This window comes from Amycolatopsis sp. NPDC058340, from assembly GCF_042723975.1.
In the GTDB taxonomy this organism is placed as follows: domain Bacteria; phylum Actinomycetota; class Actinomycetes; order Mycobacteriales; family Pseudonocardiaceae; genus Amycolatopsis.
This window is the reverse complement of sequence record NZ_JBHXIB010000011.1, coordinates 6,489-21,571: the sequence shown is the minus strand read 5'-3', so window position 1 is coordinate 21,571 and position 15,083 is coordinate 6,489. Positions and strand designations below refer to the sequence as shown.

Below are 15,083 nucleotides of genomic sequence, written 5' to 3'. Positions count from 1 at the left end.
GATAATCCCGTGATGATCACCGACGACGGACGTGAGTTGTGGACCACGGCGACCGGCGAGGGCGAACCGATCCTGTGCTGCCATGGCGGTCCCGGCCTGTGGGACATGTTCGGCACGCTCGATCTCGGTCCGCGATTCCGGTTGATCCGGTGGGATCAGCGCGGCGCCGGGCGCTCGGAAGCACGCGGCCCGTACACCCTCGGACGGATGGTCGCCGACGTCGACGCGGTCCGGGAATGGCACGGCCTCGGCCGTGTGCCGGTGCTCGGGCATTCGTGGGGCGCGCACCTCGCTCTCCTGTACGCGCTCGCGCACCCGGAACGGGTGAGCGCGCTCGTTTACGTGTCGGGGGTCGGCCTCGGCCACGAGTGGCACGCGGAGTTCAAGCGGAACTTCGAGCGGGCGCTGGATGGGGAGCTTCGCGGTGAGGGCCGTGAACGCGCGGTGCGGCAATGGACGGCCGATTTCGTGACCGACGGCGAGCGTCACGCCGAAGCGATGGCGACGCCTTGGTTCCCGGTCAACTACGAGGCGAACGCGGCGCTGAGCGAGGAAATGCGGGCGGTGCCGGAGCCGGAGCTCGTCGCGGCCTGCCGGTCGCTGCGGTTGCCGACGCTGATCGTGGACGGCATGGCGGACAACCGGCCTCGGTGGGCCGTCGACTCGCTGGAGCAGGCCTTGCCCTCGGTGACCAGGGTGCGGTTCGAGGGGGTCGGGCACGTGCCTTGGCTGGAGGCGCCTGCCGATTTCCGGGCCACCGTGACCGATTTCCTCGCTGCCTCGTGAGTGGTAAGGACGGTTCTAACCGTCCTTACCACTCACGAGGGGTCAGGCCTTGGCGATCGGCTGCTGCAGTTCGGTGACCCATTGGTCCCCGTCGGCCGGGCACTCGAGGTAGAACTCCCGCGCCGGGCCGTTCGCGCGGTAGCCGTGCGCGTCGACCCATTTCGCCAGCGCCTGGTAGCTGGAAAGCACGGTCTCCATCGAGCCACGGTGCAGGATCGTCGCCGCGGTCGGGACTTCGGCGAGGCGAACGGTCGAAAATCCTTCGGTGCCGTCGGTTTCGGCCGAGATCGGGACCGCGGCGTGGATCAGCACTCGTTCGCCGTCGACGTCGTCCTCGTAGTAGGCGATGAGCGGCCCGGACGGCGTGATCGGGCCGAGCGCGCCGAACAGTTCCTTGTAGAGCCCTTGTACGACGGGCCCGATCTCCTCGTTCACGTACCCGCCGGCCGTCCCGGTGAGCTCGGCGACGCGTACCGCGGGGAGGCTTTTGACGACGACGTCTTCGGAAGGCATGGTTCCCTCGCTTTCGATCGACCGGAGCCTCGCTTCGACGGCCTTGAGCCGTGCCTCGTCGGCCGCGATGGCGGCTTCGAGTTCGGCACGACGCAGCCGCAGCATTCCGCGCAATTCGTCGACGCCGATCTCCGCGTCGAGGATCTCCTGCACCTGGGTGAGCGTGAAGCCGAGATCCTTGAGCGCGATCACCCGGTTGAGCCGGGCAAGCTGGTCGCCGGTGTAGGACCGGTAGCCGCTGAACGGATCGACATGGGCGGGCCGCAGCAGCCCGATGACGTCGTAGTGACGCAGCATCCGGACCGACACCCGGCCGTGTTTGGCGAAGTCTCCGATACTGAACATGGTCCTCCCACCAGACAGCCTGACACGGTGTCACAGTCAACGGTCACCGCACGAGCCGGAAGAACGAGCGCACCTCCTCGGTGAAGACGGCCGGTTGCTCGAACGCCCCGAAATGGCCGCCCCGGTCCAGTTCGTTCCAGTACCGGATGTCGGTGAACCGGCGTCCGGCCCACCGGCGGGACGGTCGCGGGATCTCGCGCGGGAAGAGCGAACAGCCCGTCGGCACGGCGATCGTGTCCACGGTGGGTTCGGAGAACCAGCCCGACACTTCGGCGAAGCTCTCCCAGTACAGGCGGGCGGACGAGGCGCCGGTTCCGGTCAGCCAGTAGAGCGTGATGTCGTCGAGCATCGCGTCCCGGCTCAGCGCGTTCTCCGGATGGCCGCCGCAATCCGTCCACGCCTGGAACTTCTCGACGATCCACGCGCACAGCGCGACCGGCGAATCGGCCAGGGCGTAGCCGATCGTCTGTGGCCTCGTCGCCTGCTGGATCGCGTAACCCGAGCCGTCCGCCTTGGCGCTTTCGAGGTCGTCGAGCGCTTTCCGCTCCGAGGCGGTCAGTTCGTCGAAGGTCGCCGGATCGGGCGCGGCCAGCGGCGGGGTGAGGTGGATCCCCGCCAGCCGCTCCGGCGCCGTCCGCCCCATGAGCGTGGTGATGCTGGTGCCCCAGTCGCCGCCCTGGGCGCCGTAGCGCTCGTAGCCCAGGCCGTCCATGAGACGGATCCACGCGTCGGCGATGCGCTGGATCGACCAGCCGGCGCGAGCGGGTTTGTCGCTGAAGCCGTACCCGGGCAGGGACGGGACGACGACGTGGAAGGCGTCCGCCGCGTCGCCGCCGTGGGCGACCGGATCGGTGAGCGGGCCGAGCACGTCGAGGAACTCGAAGACCGAACCCGGCCAGCCGTGGGTGAGGATCAGCGGCAGCGCGCCGGGGTGCGGGGAGCGGACGTGCAGATAGTGGATGCCGAGCCCGTCGATCTCGGTCCGGAATTGGGGGAACGCGTTGAGCCGGGACTCCGCGGCCCGCCAGTCGTAGGTGTCCGCCCAGTACGAGCACAGTTCGCGCAGGTACGCGGCCGGAACACCTTGCGACCAGTCGTCGACGGTCTCGTCCTCGGGCCAGCGGGCGCGGCGGAGCCTGCCTCGGAGGTCTTCGAGATCGGCCTCCGGGATCCGGGCTCGGAAGGGCGTGGTGTCCATGACGGCCGACGCTAACGAGGGGGTCCGACAATTCGTGGACTTCCGGCGGGACGAGTGCTATAACCAAACCACATACTGTATACAATCTGCCGTGAGCGGGGTGGGACCCATGCCCGATCCTCGAATTGTGCGAGACCACTACGGCCGCCGGTATCGCGTCGGCGAAAGCGACGTGGACCTGCTCGGCAAGCCCCGGTCGTGGATGTCATGGCTCAGTTGGGCCGCGATGTTCGCCGCCGGGATCCAGCAGTACGGCTTCGGTGTCGTCGCACCGGTCTTGATGGCCACCTACGGATGGACGTTCCCCGAAGTGGTCGTCTCCTTCGCACTCTGGACGGTGTGCCAGGCGTGCGTGGTGTTCCCGGTCGCCCGGCTGCGCGAGCGCGGGATGTTCCCGCCCGCGGTGGCGGTGATCGCCGGTGGAGTGCTCTGCTCCACCGGGATGTTCACCCTGGGGCATGCGAGCACTCTGCTCACGATGTTCATCGGCTACTCCGTACTCGGCGGGATCGGGACGGGCGTCGTCTACGCGACTTGCGTCGGCACGGTGATGAACTGGTTCCCCGACCGCGTCCCGGCGCGGGTCGGCGCCGTCAGCGGCGCTTTCGCCTACGGGAGCGTGGTTTTCGTGCTGGCCGGGGGTTTCTGGCTGACGGAGGGCACTCGGCGGCCGATCCTGGACGTCGTCGCGGTGGCCGTGCTGATGATGATCGCGAGCACGGCGGTGCTGCTGCGCGATCCGCCGCCCCGGTGGTGGCCGGAACACCCGGATCCGCGCGTGTGGGCGGCCGACAAGGTGCGCAACCGCGGCGTCGCGGTCAACCGGCCCGCGCTGCGCGAGTACCGGCCGTCCGAAGTGCTCCGGTGCCCGACCGCGGTGGCGATGTACCTCATCGTCGTGCTCGCCGCCGCGGTCCTGCTCTTCGACGTCGCCTACCTCGCGACCTTCGTCGCCGCGCAAGGAGGCGGGCCGGTGCTCGCCGCCGTCGCGCTCGCGGTGCTCGCCGGGGTGACCGGCGCCGGACGGGTCCTGCTCGGCGGGCTGTCCGACCGGCTCGGCCGTCGCCGGATCCTGCGCCTGGCACTGGCCACGGGCGGGATCGCCCAGTTCGTCCTCCTCTGCTCGGGCCACAACGCGGCGGGGCTCGTCGCCGGTGCCGCGCTGGCGGGGCTCGGCAACGGGAGCTGCTACTCGCTGCTGGTGTCCCTCGTCCGGGACTACTTCGGCGAAGAGTCCGCACTGCAGAACTTCGGGGTGCTGTACAGCGCCAAAGCCGTCGGGGCACTGCTCGGGGTCGGTCTGGCCGCCTTCGTCGTGTCCACCCACGGCTATCTCGGCGCGTTCGCCGTCGCGGGGGCGCTCAGTGTGCTCGGGGCGTTGCTCGGCGGACGGCTTTCCCAGCCGGGACGGCCGAAATCGCTGCTGCCGGCGATCCGCTGATGGGCCGGGTGACGAGCCGACGTCGGGTGGTCCGGGTCGTGGAAGGGGTGCCCGGTGCCCGTCCGGACACGCTGACCGTCGAGGAACCGCTGGAGATCCGCGTCGGCGGCAAACCCCTGACGATCACGATGCGCACCCCTGGCCACGACTTCGATCTCGCGGCCGGTTTCCTGGTGGGCGAAGGGGTTTCACGGTCGAGCGACGACATCCGGTCGATCCGGTACTGCGCGGGCGCGACGGCCGACGGCGCCAACACCTACAACGTGCTGGACGTCGTCCTCGCCGACGGGGTCGCTCCACCCGACGCTTCCCTGGAGCGCAACTTCTACACCACGTCGTCGTGCGGGCTCTGCGGAAAGGCGAGCCTCGACGCGGTCCGGACGACCGCGACCTGGCCGGTGGACGGCGACGGTCTCGTGATCTCGCCGTCCACAGTGGCCGAACTGCCGGATCGGCTCCGGACCGCGCAACTGGTCTTCGACCGCACCGGCGGGCTCCACGCGGCGGGCCTGTTCAGCGCGGCGGGGGAGCTGCTGTGCCTGCGCGAGGACGTCGGCAGGCACAACGCCGTCGACAAGGTGGTCGGCTGGGCGGCACGCCAGGGGAGGCTGCCGCTGTCCGGGACGGTGCTGATGGTCAGCGGGCGGGCGTCGTTCGAGCTGGTGCAGAAGGCGGTCATGGCCGGGATTCCGTTACTGGCGGCGGTTTCCGCGCCGTCGTCGCTGGCGGTGGACCTCGCCGCGGAGATGGGCCTGACGCTGGTGGGATTCCTGCGGGGCACGTCGATGAACGTCTACAGCAGGCCGGACCGCCTCGGTTTGACCTGACACTTCACGTGACGTTGCGAGAGCCACTTTCGCAACCTTCAACGTTGCGAAAGTGGCTTTCGCAACATGTCACGTTTGCCGAGGGCGTCCAGGTGCCTTGTGCGGGGTCGTGAGTCAGCTGGCTGAAGGGGGCTGTGAGGGGCCCCTTCGGGCGTTTCGCGTGATCAGACGGACGACACACGTGATCAGACGGACGACACGCGTGTCCAGGCGGACGACTCGTGGCGGACCCGGCCGCGACCTAGGACACTTCGGCGAGCTTCCCCGTCCGCTCGTCGTACACGAACCCGCGCACCGAGGCGGTGTGCAGCAGGAACGGCGACGTCCGAAGGCGCGCGATGCACTGCCGGATGTCCTGGGCGGAGTCGGTGAACGTCTCCGCCGCCCACGGCGGCCGGATCCCCGTGCTCGCCTCGATCTGCCGGGCGAAATCGGTGTCGGTGAACGTCCGCATCCCGCAGTCGTGGTGGTGGATGAGCACGATCTCGCGGGTGCCGAGCAGACGCTGGCTCACGGTCAGGGACCGGATCGCGTCCTCGGTCACCGCGCCGCCCGCGTTCCGGATGACGTGTGCCTCGCCTTCGCGGAGCCCGAGCAGCCGGTACACGCTGATCCGCGCGTCCATGCAGGCCACGACGGCGATCCGCCGCCGTGGCCGCCTAGTCGCGTCGCCGACGGCCTCCTTGTAGGCGCTCGCGTTCGCCAGCAAGGCGTCGATCTCGCTCACCGGACGAGGGTTTCCCGGACGATCGCCGCGGTCTCGCTCGGCGTGCGGCCGACCTGGATCCCGGCCGCCTCCAGGGCCTTCTTCTTCGCTTCGGCCGTTCCGCCGGTCCCGGACACGATCGCGCCGGCGTGCCCCATCGTCTTCCCCGGTGGCGCGGTGAACCCGGCGATGTAGCCGACGACGGGTTTGCTCACCCTCGCCCGGATGTACTCGGCGGCCCGCTCCTCGGCGTCGCCACCGATCTCGCCGATGAGCACGATCACGTCGGTCTCGGGGTCCTTCTCGAACGCCTCGACGACGTCGATGTGCGTGGTGCCGATGATCGGGTCGCCGCCGATGCCGACACACGTCGAGAACCCGTGTTCGCGCAGTTCGTGCATCAGCTGATAGGTCAGTGTGCCGGATTTCGAGACCAGCCCGATCCGCCCGGGTTTCGTGATCCCGTCCGGGATGATGCCGGCGTTGGACCGGCCGGGGCTGATCACGCCCGGGCAGTTCGGCCCGATCACCCGCGTGGGGCTTCCCTGCGCGTGGGCCCAGAAAGCGGCGGCGTCGTGCACCGGAACCCCTTCGGTGATGACGACCGCCATCCCGACTCCGGCGTCCACGGCTTCGATGACGGCGTCCTTCACCGCGGGCGGTGGGACGAAGAGCACCGAGACGTCCGCACCGGTCGCCGCGACGGCCTCGGCGGTATCACCGAATACGGGCAGAGAACGCCCGGAGAGGTGGACCTCCTGTCCGGCTTTGCGCGGGTTGATCCCGCCGACGACGTTCGTTCCCGCGGCCAGCATGCGCGCGGTGTGCTTGCGTCCTTCGGCACCGGTCATACCCGCGACGACGACCTTGCTGTGTTCGTCCAGGAAGATCGCCATCTCACGCCTCCGGTTCCGCGGCCGCCAGTTTCGCCGCCGCAGCGGCGGCGTCGTCCATCGTGTCCACCAAGGTCACCAGGGGATGCGCGGCCTCGACGAGGATCCGCCTGCCTTCGGCGACGTTGTTGCCGTCGAGCCGTACCACGAGCGGTTTGGCCGCGCGATCGCCGAGCAGGGCGAGCGCGCGGACGATCCCGTCGGCGACGGCGTCGCAAGCGGTGATCCCGCCGAAGACGTTGACGAAGACGCTGCGCACCTGCTCGTCGCCAAGTACGACACCGAGCCCGGCCGCCATGACCTCGGCCGACGCGCCGCCGCCGATGTCGAGGAAGTTCGCGGGCCCTCGGGCACCCGCTTCCGCGGCGGCGGCGGCCACGACGTCCAAAGTGGACATGACCAGTCCGGCGCCGTTGCCGATCACGCCGATGTCACCGTCCAGTTTGACGTAGTTGAGCCCCGACTCCCGGGCCCTTCGTTCGAGCGGGTCCTCGTCCGGCGAATCGACGAACCCGGCGTGGGACGGTTGCCGGAACGCGGCGTTCGCGTCGAGGGTGACCTTCCCGTCGACCGCGACGACCGTCCCGTCCGTGGTCAGCACGAGCGGATTGACCTCCACCAGCGTGGCGTCTTCTTCGGTGAAGACCGTCCACAGCGCGACGATCGCGTCCGTCGCCGCGGCGGGCAGCCCGGCGGCTTCGATGATCCGGCAGGCCAGCGCGGTGTCCACACCGGTCAGTGGATCGACCGGGATCCGGGCCAGCGCACCGGGTTTCGTGGCCGCGACCGCCTCGATGTCCATCCCGCCTTCGGCCGACGCCATCGCGAGGAAGGTCCGGGCCGCGCGGTCGAGCAGGAAGGAGAGGTAGTACTCCTCGGCGATCGCGCTGGCTTCGGTGACGAGCACCTTGTGTACCCGATGTCCCTTGATGTCCATTCCGAGGATGTCCTCGGCGGCCTGTTCGGCGTCGTCGGGGGAGTGGACGACCTTCACCCCGCCGGCCTTACCGCGTCCACCGGTCTTGACCTGCGCCTTGACCACGACGGATCCACCCAGTTCGACGGCGATCGCCCTCGCCGATTCCGGTGTGGTGGCGACCTTTCCCCGGGGGACCGGGACACCGTGCCGCTCGAAGAGATCCCGTGCCTCGTGCTCGAAAAGGTCCACGTGAAGTCCTTTCTCCGCGGAAGAGGACGAGCCCCGGGGGTGGCCGGGAAAACCTTCTTGCGGCCCTGGACACCGGAGCGTTCGAAGAGTAACTATATGCCTACCTCATACGGTATGCAATCTACAGTCTGCCGCGACCAGGGGCTTCGAACAGGGGCGGGCGGACGGAGCAGAACCGGAAACGAGCGCACGGATCAGAGAGGTCCGGCGTGCGAGAAAGAGGAGTTGAACGATGGCGCCAACGACCGGCACCGCTGCGGGGGACACCGCGACGAAGGCCACCACCAACGGTTCCGAACCCGCCCCGGACCTGATCTCCGGCGGCCACCTGGTGGCCAAGGCGCTCAAGGCGGAGGGCGTCGACACGATCTTCACGTTGTGCGGCGGGCATATCATCGACATCTACGACGGCTGCGTCGACGAGGGCATCGAAGTCATCGACGTCCGGCACGAGCAGGTCGCGGCGCACGCGGCCGACGGCTACGCGCGGATCACCGGCCGCCCCGGCTGCGCGGTCGTCACCGCGGGCCCGGGGACCACGGACGCCGTCACCGGTGTCGCGAACGCGCTGCGGGCGGAGAGCCCCATGCTGCTCATCGGCGGGCAGGGCGCGTTGACCCAGCACAAGATGGGTTCACTGCAGGATCTCCCGCACGTCGACATGATGGCGCCGATCACCAAATTCTCCGCGACCGTCCCGCATACCGCGCGGGTCGCGGATCTGGTCTCGATGGCGTTCCGGGAGTGCTACCACGGCGCGCCGGGACCGTCCTTTTTGGAGATTCCCAGGGACGTTCTCGACGCGAAGGTCCCGGTGGACCAGGCGCGGATCCCCGCCGAAGGCCGGTACCGGGCGTCGACCCGCAACGCCGGTGACCCGGCCGACATCGAGAAACTCGCGGATCTGCTCGTCCACGCGAAGAAGCCGGCCATCCTGCTGGGCAGCCAGGTGTGGACGACCCGCGCCACCGGACCGGCGACGGAGCTGGTGCGTGGGCTGAACATCCCGGCGTACATGAACGGCGCCGGGCGCGGCACGCTGCCGCCCGGCGATCCGCACCACTTCCAGCTCTCGCGCCGGTACGCCTTCGACAACGCCGACGTGATCGTCATCGTCGGCACTCCGTTCGACTTCCGGATGGGCTACGGCAAACGGCTCTCGCCGGAGGCGACCGTCGTGCAGATCGACCTCGACTACCGCACCGTCGGGAAGAACCGCGACATCGACCTCGGCATCGTCGGCGACGCGGGGCAGGTGCTCGCCGCCGTCGCGGAGGCGGCCACCGGCCGGGTCGACAACGGTGCCGTCGCGCGCAAGGCCTGGCTGGAGGAACTGCAGGACGTGGAGGCGAAGGCGAAACAGAAGCGCCTGCCGCTCCAGCATTCCGACGCGAGCCCGATCCACCCGTACCGGCTGGTGCACGAGATCAACGAATTCCTCACCGAGGACTCGCTCTACATCGGCGACGGCGGCGACATCGTGACGTTCTCCGGACAGGTCGTCCAGCCGAAGGCGCCGGGGCACTGGATGGACCCCGGCCCGCTCGGCACGCTCGGCGTCGGGATCCCGTTCGTCCTCGCCGCGAAGCACGCGCGGCCGGAGAAGGAGGTCGTCGCCCTCTTCGGCGACGGCGCGTTCAGCCTGACCGGCTGGGACTTCGAGACCTTGGTGCGGTTCAACCTGCCGTTCGTCGGGATCGTCGGCAACAACTCCTCGATGAACCAGATCCGGTACGGCCAGGCGGCGAAGTACGGCCTCGGCCGGGAACGCGTCGGCAACACGCTCGGCGACGTCCCCTACGACGAGTTCGCCAGGATGCTCGGCGGGTACGGCGAGGCGGTGCGCGACCCCGCGGACATCGGCCCGGCGCTGCTGCGCGCCCGCGAGTCCGGAAAGCCTTCGCTGATCAACGTTTGGATCGACCCGGACGTGTACGCGCCCGGAACCATGAACCAGACCATGTACAAGTAGCCGGGAGGGATCACCGATGGGAAAGGCACTCGACGGCGTCCGCGTCCTCGACATGACGCATGTCCAATCAGGACCTTCGTCCACGCAGATCCTGGCCTGGCTCGGCGCGGACGTGATCAAACTGGAGACCCCCGGCCGTGGCGACATCACCCGGGGCCAGCTCCGGGACCTGCCAGGGGTGGACAGCCTTTACTTCACGATGCTCAACGCCAACAAACGCAGCATCACCCTGAACATGAAGAGCGAGCAGGGAAAGCAGGTCTTCGACCAGCTCGTGTCCAGTGTGGACGTCCTGGTGGAGAACTTCGGGCCCGGCGTGGTCGACCGGTTCGGCTACCCGTGGGAGCGGCTGGCGGAGCTGAACCCGCGGCTGATCTACGCCTCGATCAAGGGCTTCGGGCCCGGCCGGTACGCGGACTTCAAGGCCTACGAGGTCATCGCTCAGGCGATGGGCGGGGCGATGAGCACCACCGGCTTCGAGGACGGCCCGCCCACCGCGACCGGTGCGCAGATCGGGGACTCGGGGACCGGCATCCACCTCGTCGCCGCGATCCTGGCCGCGCTCTACCAGCGGACGAACACCGGCCGCGGGCAGCGGGTCCAGGTCGCGATGCAGGACGCGGTGCTGAACCTCTGCCGGGTCAAGCTTCGCGACCAGCAACGGCTCGCGCACGGCCCGCTCAACGAGTACCCGAACGACGTCTTCGGCGACGAGGTCCCGCGTTCGGGCAACGCGTCCGGCGGCGGCCAGCCGGGCTGGGCGGTGAAATGCGCGCCGGGCGGGCCGAACGACTACATCTACGTGATCATCCAGCCGGTCGGCTGGCAGCCGATCACCCGACTGATCGGTAAACCCGAACTGGCCGAGGACCCGGACTGGGCCACCCCGGAAGCCCGGCTGTCCAAATTGGACAAGGCCTTCGGGATGATCGAGGAGTGGACCGAGCAGCACACCAAATGGGAGGTGATGGAGGCACTCAACGCCCACAACATCCCCTGTGGCCCGATCCTGTCCACCAAGGAACTCGCCGAGGACGCCACGTTGGCCGAGCTCGGCTCGGTCGTCGAGGTCGACCATCCCGAACGCGGGGCCTTCAAGACCGTGGGCTGCCCGCTGAAGCTGTCGGATTCGCCGGTCGAGGTCGAACGCTCGCCGCTGCTCGGCGAACACAACGCCGAGGTCTTCGGCGAGCTCGGCTACGGCGCGGACGACCTGGACCGGCTGCGCGCGGCCGGCGTGATCTGAGTGGAGAAACTCGTGGCAGACAAAGAGATCGTCGAGAAGATCCTCGAAAAGGTCGCCGCCGAGGGGCGGACGTCGCTCACCGCGCCGGAAGGCCGTCAGGTATGCGAGGCGTACGGCATCCCGACCCCGGCGGAACGGCTGGCGACCACCGAGGAGGAGGCCGTCGCGCAGGCGGAGGAGATCGGGCTCCCCGTGGTGCTGAAGATCGTCTCGCCGGACATCCTGCACAAGACTGAGGCCGGTGGGGTGCTGGTCGGCCTCTCGACCGCCGAGGCGGTGGCGGACGGCTTCCGGACCATCGTCGCCAACGCCGAGGCGTACGACGCCGAAGCCGAGATCACCGGCGTACAGGTGCAGCGGATGCTCAGCAGCGGGCAGGAGGTGATCATCGGCGCCACCACCGATGCCACGTTCGGCAAGATCGTCGCCTTCGGCCTCGGCGGGGTGCTGGTCGAGGTGCTCAAGGACGTCACGTTCCGCCTCGCCCCGCTCGACCGCGACGAGGCGTTCTCGATGATCGACGGCATCGCCGCCGCCGAGATCCTGCGCGGCGTCCGAGGTGCGGAACCGGTGAGCCGGGACGCGCTGGCCGACGTGCTCACCCGCGTCGGCACCTTGGTCACCGACTTCCCGCAGCTTGCCGAGGTCGACCTCAACCCGGTGCTGGCCACCCCCGGTGGCGCCACCGCGGTGGACGTCCGGATCCTGGTGGATCCCGAAGCGGCGCGGGAGCCGGTGCGGTTCACCCAGGAGGAGATCCTGGCGTCGATGACCCGGATCATGAAGCCGGCGTCGATCGCCGTCATCGGCGCGTCGGCCGAGGCGGGCAAGATCGGCAACTCGGTGATGAAGAACCTCGTCAACGGCGGGTTCGCGGGGGAGATCCATCCCATCAATCCCAAGGCGGCCGAGATCCTCGACCGCAAGGCCTATCCGAGCATTTCCGACGTTCCGGGCGATGTCGACGTCGCGGTGTTCGCCATCCCCGCGAAGTTCGTGCCCGCCGCGCTGGAAGAGGCGGGCCGCAAAGGGGTGGCCGGGGCGATCCTGATCCCGTCCGGCTTCGGCGAGACCGGGAACATCGAACTCCAGGACCAGGTCGTCGCGATCGCGCGGGAACACGGCGTCCGGATCCTCGGCCCCAACATCTACGGCTACTACTACACGCCCGAGAATCTTTCGGCGACGTTCTGCACGCCGTACGACGTCAAGGGCGGTGTCGCGCTCTCTTCGCAGAGCGGCGGTATCGGGATGGCGATCCTCGGCTTCAGCCGGTCGGCGAAAATGGGTGTCTCGTCGATCGTCGGAGTCGGCAACAAGGCCGATATCGACGAGGACGATCTGCTCACGTTCTTCGAGCAGGATGAAAACACCGAGCTGATCGCCATGCATCTCGAAGATCTCAAAGACGGGCGATCGTTCGCGGAAACGGCGAAACGGGTTTCGGCACGGAAACCGGTCGTCGTCCTCAAAGCGGGCCGCACTTCCCAAGGCGCGAAAGCGGCGAGCTCGCACACCGGCGCGCTGGCGGGTGACGACAAGGTCTACGACGACATCCTGCGGCAGAGCGGGGTCATCCGGGCACCCGGCCTCAACGATCTTCTCGAATACGCGCGCGGCATCCCCTTGCTGCCGACGCCGAAGGGTGAGAACGTCGTGATCATCACCGGCGCGGGCGGCTCGGGTGTGCTGCTTTCCGACGCCTGTGTGGACAACGGGCTGAATCTGATGGAGATCCCGCCCGATCTCGACGCGTCCTTCCGGGAATTCATCCCGCCGTTCGGCGCCGCGGGCAACCCCGTCGACATCACCGGCGGCGAGCCACCTACCACCTACCGGAACACCATCGCGCTCGGTTTGGCGGACGAGCGAATCCACGCCTTGATCCTCGGCTATTGGCATACTATCGTCACCCCGCCGATGATCTTCGCGGAACTGGTTTCGGAAGTCGTTTCCGAATATCGGGCGAAGGGGATCCACAAGCCCGTCGTCGCCTCGCTGGCAGGCGATGTCGAGGTCGAACAGGCCAGCAGTTTTCTGTACGAGCACGGTGTCGTCGCCTATCCCTACACGACGGAGAAACCGGTGGCCGTGCTCGGTGCGAAGTATCGCTGGGCACGTTCCGCGGGACTGCTCGGCTGATTCCGGCCCCAAACCGACCCAAGGAGAATGACAATGACGTCATCGACCGCGGCTCAACCACCCGGAGCGTACAAGGAAGTAATCGATTCGAACGGCCGGATCTATCGCGTCGGCGAAACCGATCGCGACATCATGGGCCGTCCACGATGGACGATGGTGATCCTGCCCTGGGTCGCCATGATGGCCATCAGTTCTTCGGAATACGCGTTCACGTCGGCGGAGGAGACGCTGTCGGCCGCACACGGCTGGCACGGCGCCACCATCTTCTGGCTGCTCGGGGTCTGGGTGTTCTTCCAGGCGATCGTCGCCTTCCCGGCGGGGAAGATGCGGGAGAACGGGACCTTGCCCGCCAAGGCGGCGATGCTGCTGGGTGCGGTGGGCACCCTGCTGGCGTACCTTTCGCTCGCGTACGCGCCCAGCGAGATCTGGGCGTACCTGGGCTTCGGGTTCTTCGGCGGTGGAGGGGCCGGGCTGGTGTACGCGACCTGCGTCAACATGGTGGGGAAGTGGTACCCGGAGCGCAGGGGTGGCAAGACGGGCTTCGTCAACGGAGGCTTCGCCTACGGTTCGGTGCCCTTCATCTTCCTCTTCACCTCCTATATGGACCTTTCCAACTTCTCGGGCGTCCTGCTCGTGGTCGGCATCTTCCTGGCGGCGGTGGTCGGGGTGAGCGGCTTCTACTTCCAGGACCCGCCGAAGAACTGGTGGCCGGCGCACGTCGACCCGTTGAAGGTGTCCGACGATCCCCGGGTCCGCCGTTCCCTGCAGAAGAATCCGCCGGCGGTGAAGCAGTACACGCCGAAGGAGGCGCTCAGGACCGGCATGCTGCCGCTGATGTGGTTCTGTCTGCTGTGCACGGCCGGGGTGAACATCTTCGGCATCGCGATGCAGGTCCCGTTCGGCAACGAGATGGGTTTCGCGGGCGGGATCGTCGCGCTCGCGATGAGCCTGAAGGCGATCATCAACGGCACCGGCCGCGGCGTGATCGGCTGGATCTCCGACCGCTACGGGCGGCGCCAGACCCTGTTCATGGTCTGCGTGGTGCTCGGCCTCGCGCAGGTGGCGGTGTACCTGTCCGGGTCGATCGGCAGCATGCCGTTGTTCCTGCTGGCCTCGATGATCTCCGGTTTCGGCGGCGGCGCGATCTTCCCGCTGTTCGCGGCGATGACGGCGGACTTCTACGGCGAGAACAACAACGCCAGCAACTACGGCCTGGTCTACAGCTCGAAGCTGATCTCGGGCCTGGTCGGTTCCGGTGTCGGCGCGATGGTCGTGGTGGCGTGGGGTTACGGCGGCGCGTTCTTCCTCGCGGGCGGGACGAGCCTGCTGGCGGCCGCGCTCAGCCTGCTGCTCCGGCAGCCGGGGCGGTCACGTTCGCGGACGCCGAAGCGTGAGCAGGAGCTGAATCCCGCGTGATCCGGCTTCGATCACGCGTGATCCGATCGCCGTCACGCGTGATCCGCCGGACGACACACCCGCGTGCGCCGCTCAGTCCTCTTTCGGACGTTCGTGGAAGGCCTGCCGGGTGCGCTCGGTGTGCTGGTTCATGATCCGTTCGGCGGCGACGGGGTCACCGGCGGCGATGGCCTTGATCAGGTCCTCGTGTTCCTGCCAGGCGTCGTGGCTGCGAGGACGGGCGATCGGGGTGTAGTACCAGCGGACGCGGCGGTCGACCATGCCGATCATCTCGGCGAGGACGGCGTTGCCGGACAGTTCGGTGATGAACGCGTGGAGCGCGGCGTTGGCCGCGACGAGGCCTTCGGGTTAGGGGGAGGCCCACGACACCAACCCCGGTTTAATCACTTACCCACAGACTTAGTCGTGGAGATGAACCCCCCGAGGAGGC

General features: G+C 68.4%; 12 protein-coding genes and 1 pseudogene. 7 read left to right on the top strand and 6 right to left on the bottom strand.

The features are described from left to right. Positions 1-12 precede the first annotated feature (12 nt). Positions 13-786: an alpha/beta fold hydrolase gene (locus ACFWIW_RS15640; RefSeq protein WP_378369070.1), complete on the top strand. Its 774-nt coding sequence runs from the start codon at positions 13-15 to the stop codon at positions 784-786. Positions 787-828: 42 nt separating this feature from the next. Here ACFWIW_RS15640 and ACFWIW_RS15635 read toward each other — a convergent pair whose 3' ends face one another. Continuing rightward, positions 829-1,644 carry a MerR family transcriptional regulator gene (locus ACFWIW_RS15635; RefSeq protein WP_378369069.1) on the bottom strand — a complete coding sequence of 272 codons (816 nt, stop codon included), beginning with the start codon at positions 1,642-1,644 and terminating at the stop codon, positions 829-831. Positions 1,645-1,687: 43 nt separating this feature from the next. Beyond that, a complete protein-coding gene (locus tag ACFWIW_RS15630; protein ID WP_378369068.1) occupies positions 1,688-2,842 on the bottom strand; it encodes an epoxide hydrolase family protein in 1,155 nt (384 codons plus the stop codon). Between the two features lie 109 nt (positions 2,843-2,951). Here ACFWIW_RS15630 and ACFWIW_RS15625 point away from each other — a divergent pair, with 109 nt between their 5' ends. Further along, positions 2,952-4,283: an OFA family MFS transporter gene (locus ACFWIW_RS15625; protein WP_378369067.1), complete on the top strand. Its 1,332-nt coding sequence runs from the start codon at positions 2,952-2,954 to the stop codon at positions 4,281-4,283. Continuing rightward, the gene (gene fdhD, locus ACFWIW_RS15620) at positions 4,283-5,110 is read left to right on the top strand and encodes a formate dehydrogenase accessory sulfurtransferase FdhD (protein ID WP_378369066.1); all 828 of its coding nucleotides are present in this window, start codon (positions 4,283-4,285) and stop codon (positions 5,108-5,110) included. Before ACFWIW_RS15625 ends, fdhD begins: the two co-directional genes overlap by 1 nt. A gap of 241 nt (positions 5,111-5,351) precedes the next feature. Here fdhD and ACFWIW_RS15615 read toward each other — a convergent pair whose 3' ends face one another. Genes ACFWIW_RS15615 through sucC form a run of 3 tightly spaced genes read right to left on the bottom strand, consistent with a single transcriptional unit; the run spans position 5,352 to position 7,877 of the window. Further along, positions 5,352-5,837 carry a beta-class carbonic anhydrase gene (locus ACFWIW_RS15615; protein WP_378369065.1) on the bottom strand — a complete coding sequence of 162 codons (486 nt, stop codon included), beginning with the start codon at positions 5,835-5,837 and terminating at the stop codon, positions 5,352-5,354. After that, complete coding sequence (gene sucD / locus ACFWIW_RS15610) at positions 5,834-6,712, bottom strand: succinate--CoA ligase subunit alpha (RefSeq protein ID WP_240598150.1); 879 nt, start codon at positions 6,710-6,712, stop codon at positions 5,834-5,836. Before sucD ends, ACFWIW_RS15615 begins: the two co-directional genes overlap by 4 nt. A gap of 1 nt (position 6,713) precedes the next feature. Then, positions 6,714-7,877: an ADP-forming succinate--CoA ligase subunit beta gene (gene sucC, locus ACFWIW_RS15605; RefSeq protein WP_378369064.1), complete on the bottom strand. Its 1,164-nt coding sequence runs from the start codon at positions 7,875-7,877 to the stop codon at positions 6,714-6,716. Positions 7,878-8,109: 232 nt separating this feature from the next. On the opposite strand from sucC, the gene ACFWIW_RS15600 reads away from it, so the two are divergent. The 4 genes from ACFWIW_RS15600 to ACFWIW_RS15585 are packed head-to-tail and all read left to right on the top strand — an operon-like array spanning position 8,110 to position 14,653. Next, complete coding sequence (locus ACFWIW_RS15600; RefSeq protein WP_240598152.1) at positions 8,110-9,849, top strand: thiamine pyrophosphate-binding protein; 1,740 nt, start codon at positions 8,110-8,112, stop codon at positions 9,847-9,849. Between the two features lie 16 nt (positions 9,850-9,865). After that, positions 9,866-11,095, top strand: a complete 1,230-nt coding sequence (gene frc / locus ACFWIW_RS15595) for a formyl-CoA transferase (protein WP_378369063.1) — start codon at positions 9,866-9,868, stop codon at positions 11,093-11,095. A gap of 12 nt (positions 11,096-11,107) precedes the next feature. Next, on the top strand, positions 11,108-13,237 hold the full coding sequence (locus ACFWIW_RS15590) for an acetate--CoA ligase family protein (RefSeq protein ID WP_378369062.1): 2,130 nt from the start codon (positions 11,108-11,110) through the stop codon (positions 13,235-13,237). 33 nt (positions 13,238-13,270) lie between these two features. Next, a complete protein-coding gene (locus tag ACFWIW_RS15585) occupies positions 13,271-14,653 on the top strand; it encodes an OFA family MFS transporter (protein WP_240598156.1) in 1,383 nt (460 codons plus the stop codon). A gap of 72 nt (positions 14,654-14,725) precedes the next feature. On the opposite strand, the pseudogene ACFWIW_RS15580 reads toward ACFWIW_RS15585, so the two are convergent. After that, positions 14,726-14,986: pseudogene (locus ACFWIW_RS15580) on the bottom strand (FCD domain-containing protein); the annotation flags it as partial. Positions 14,987-15,083 lie beyond the last annotated feature (97 nt).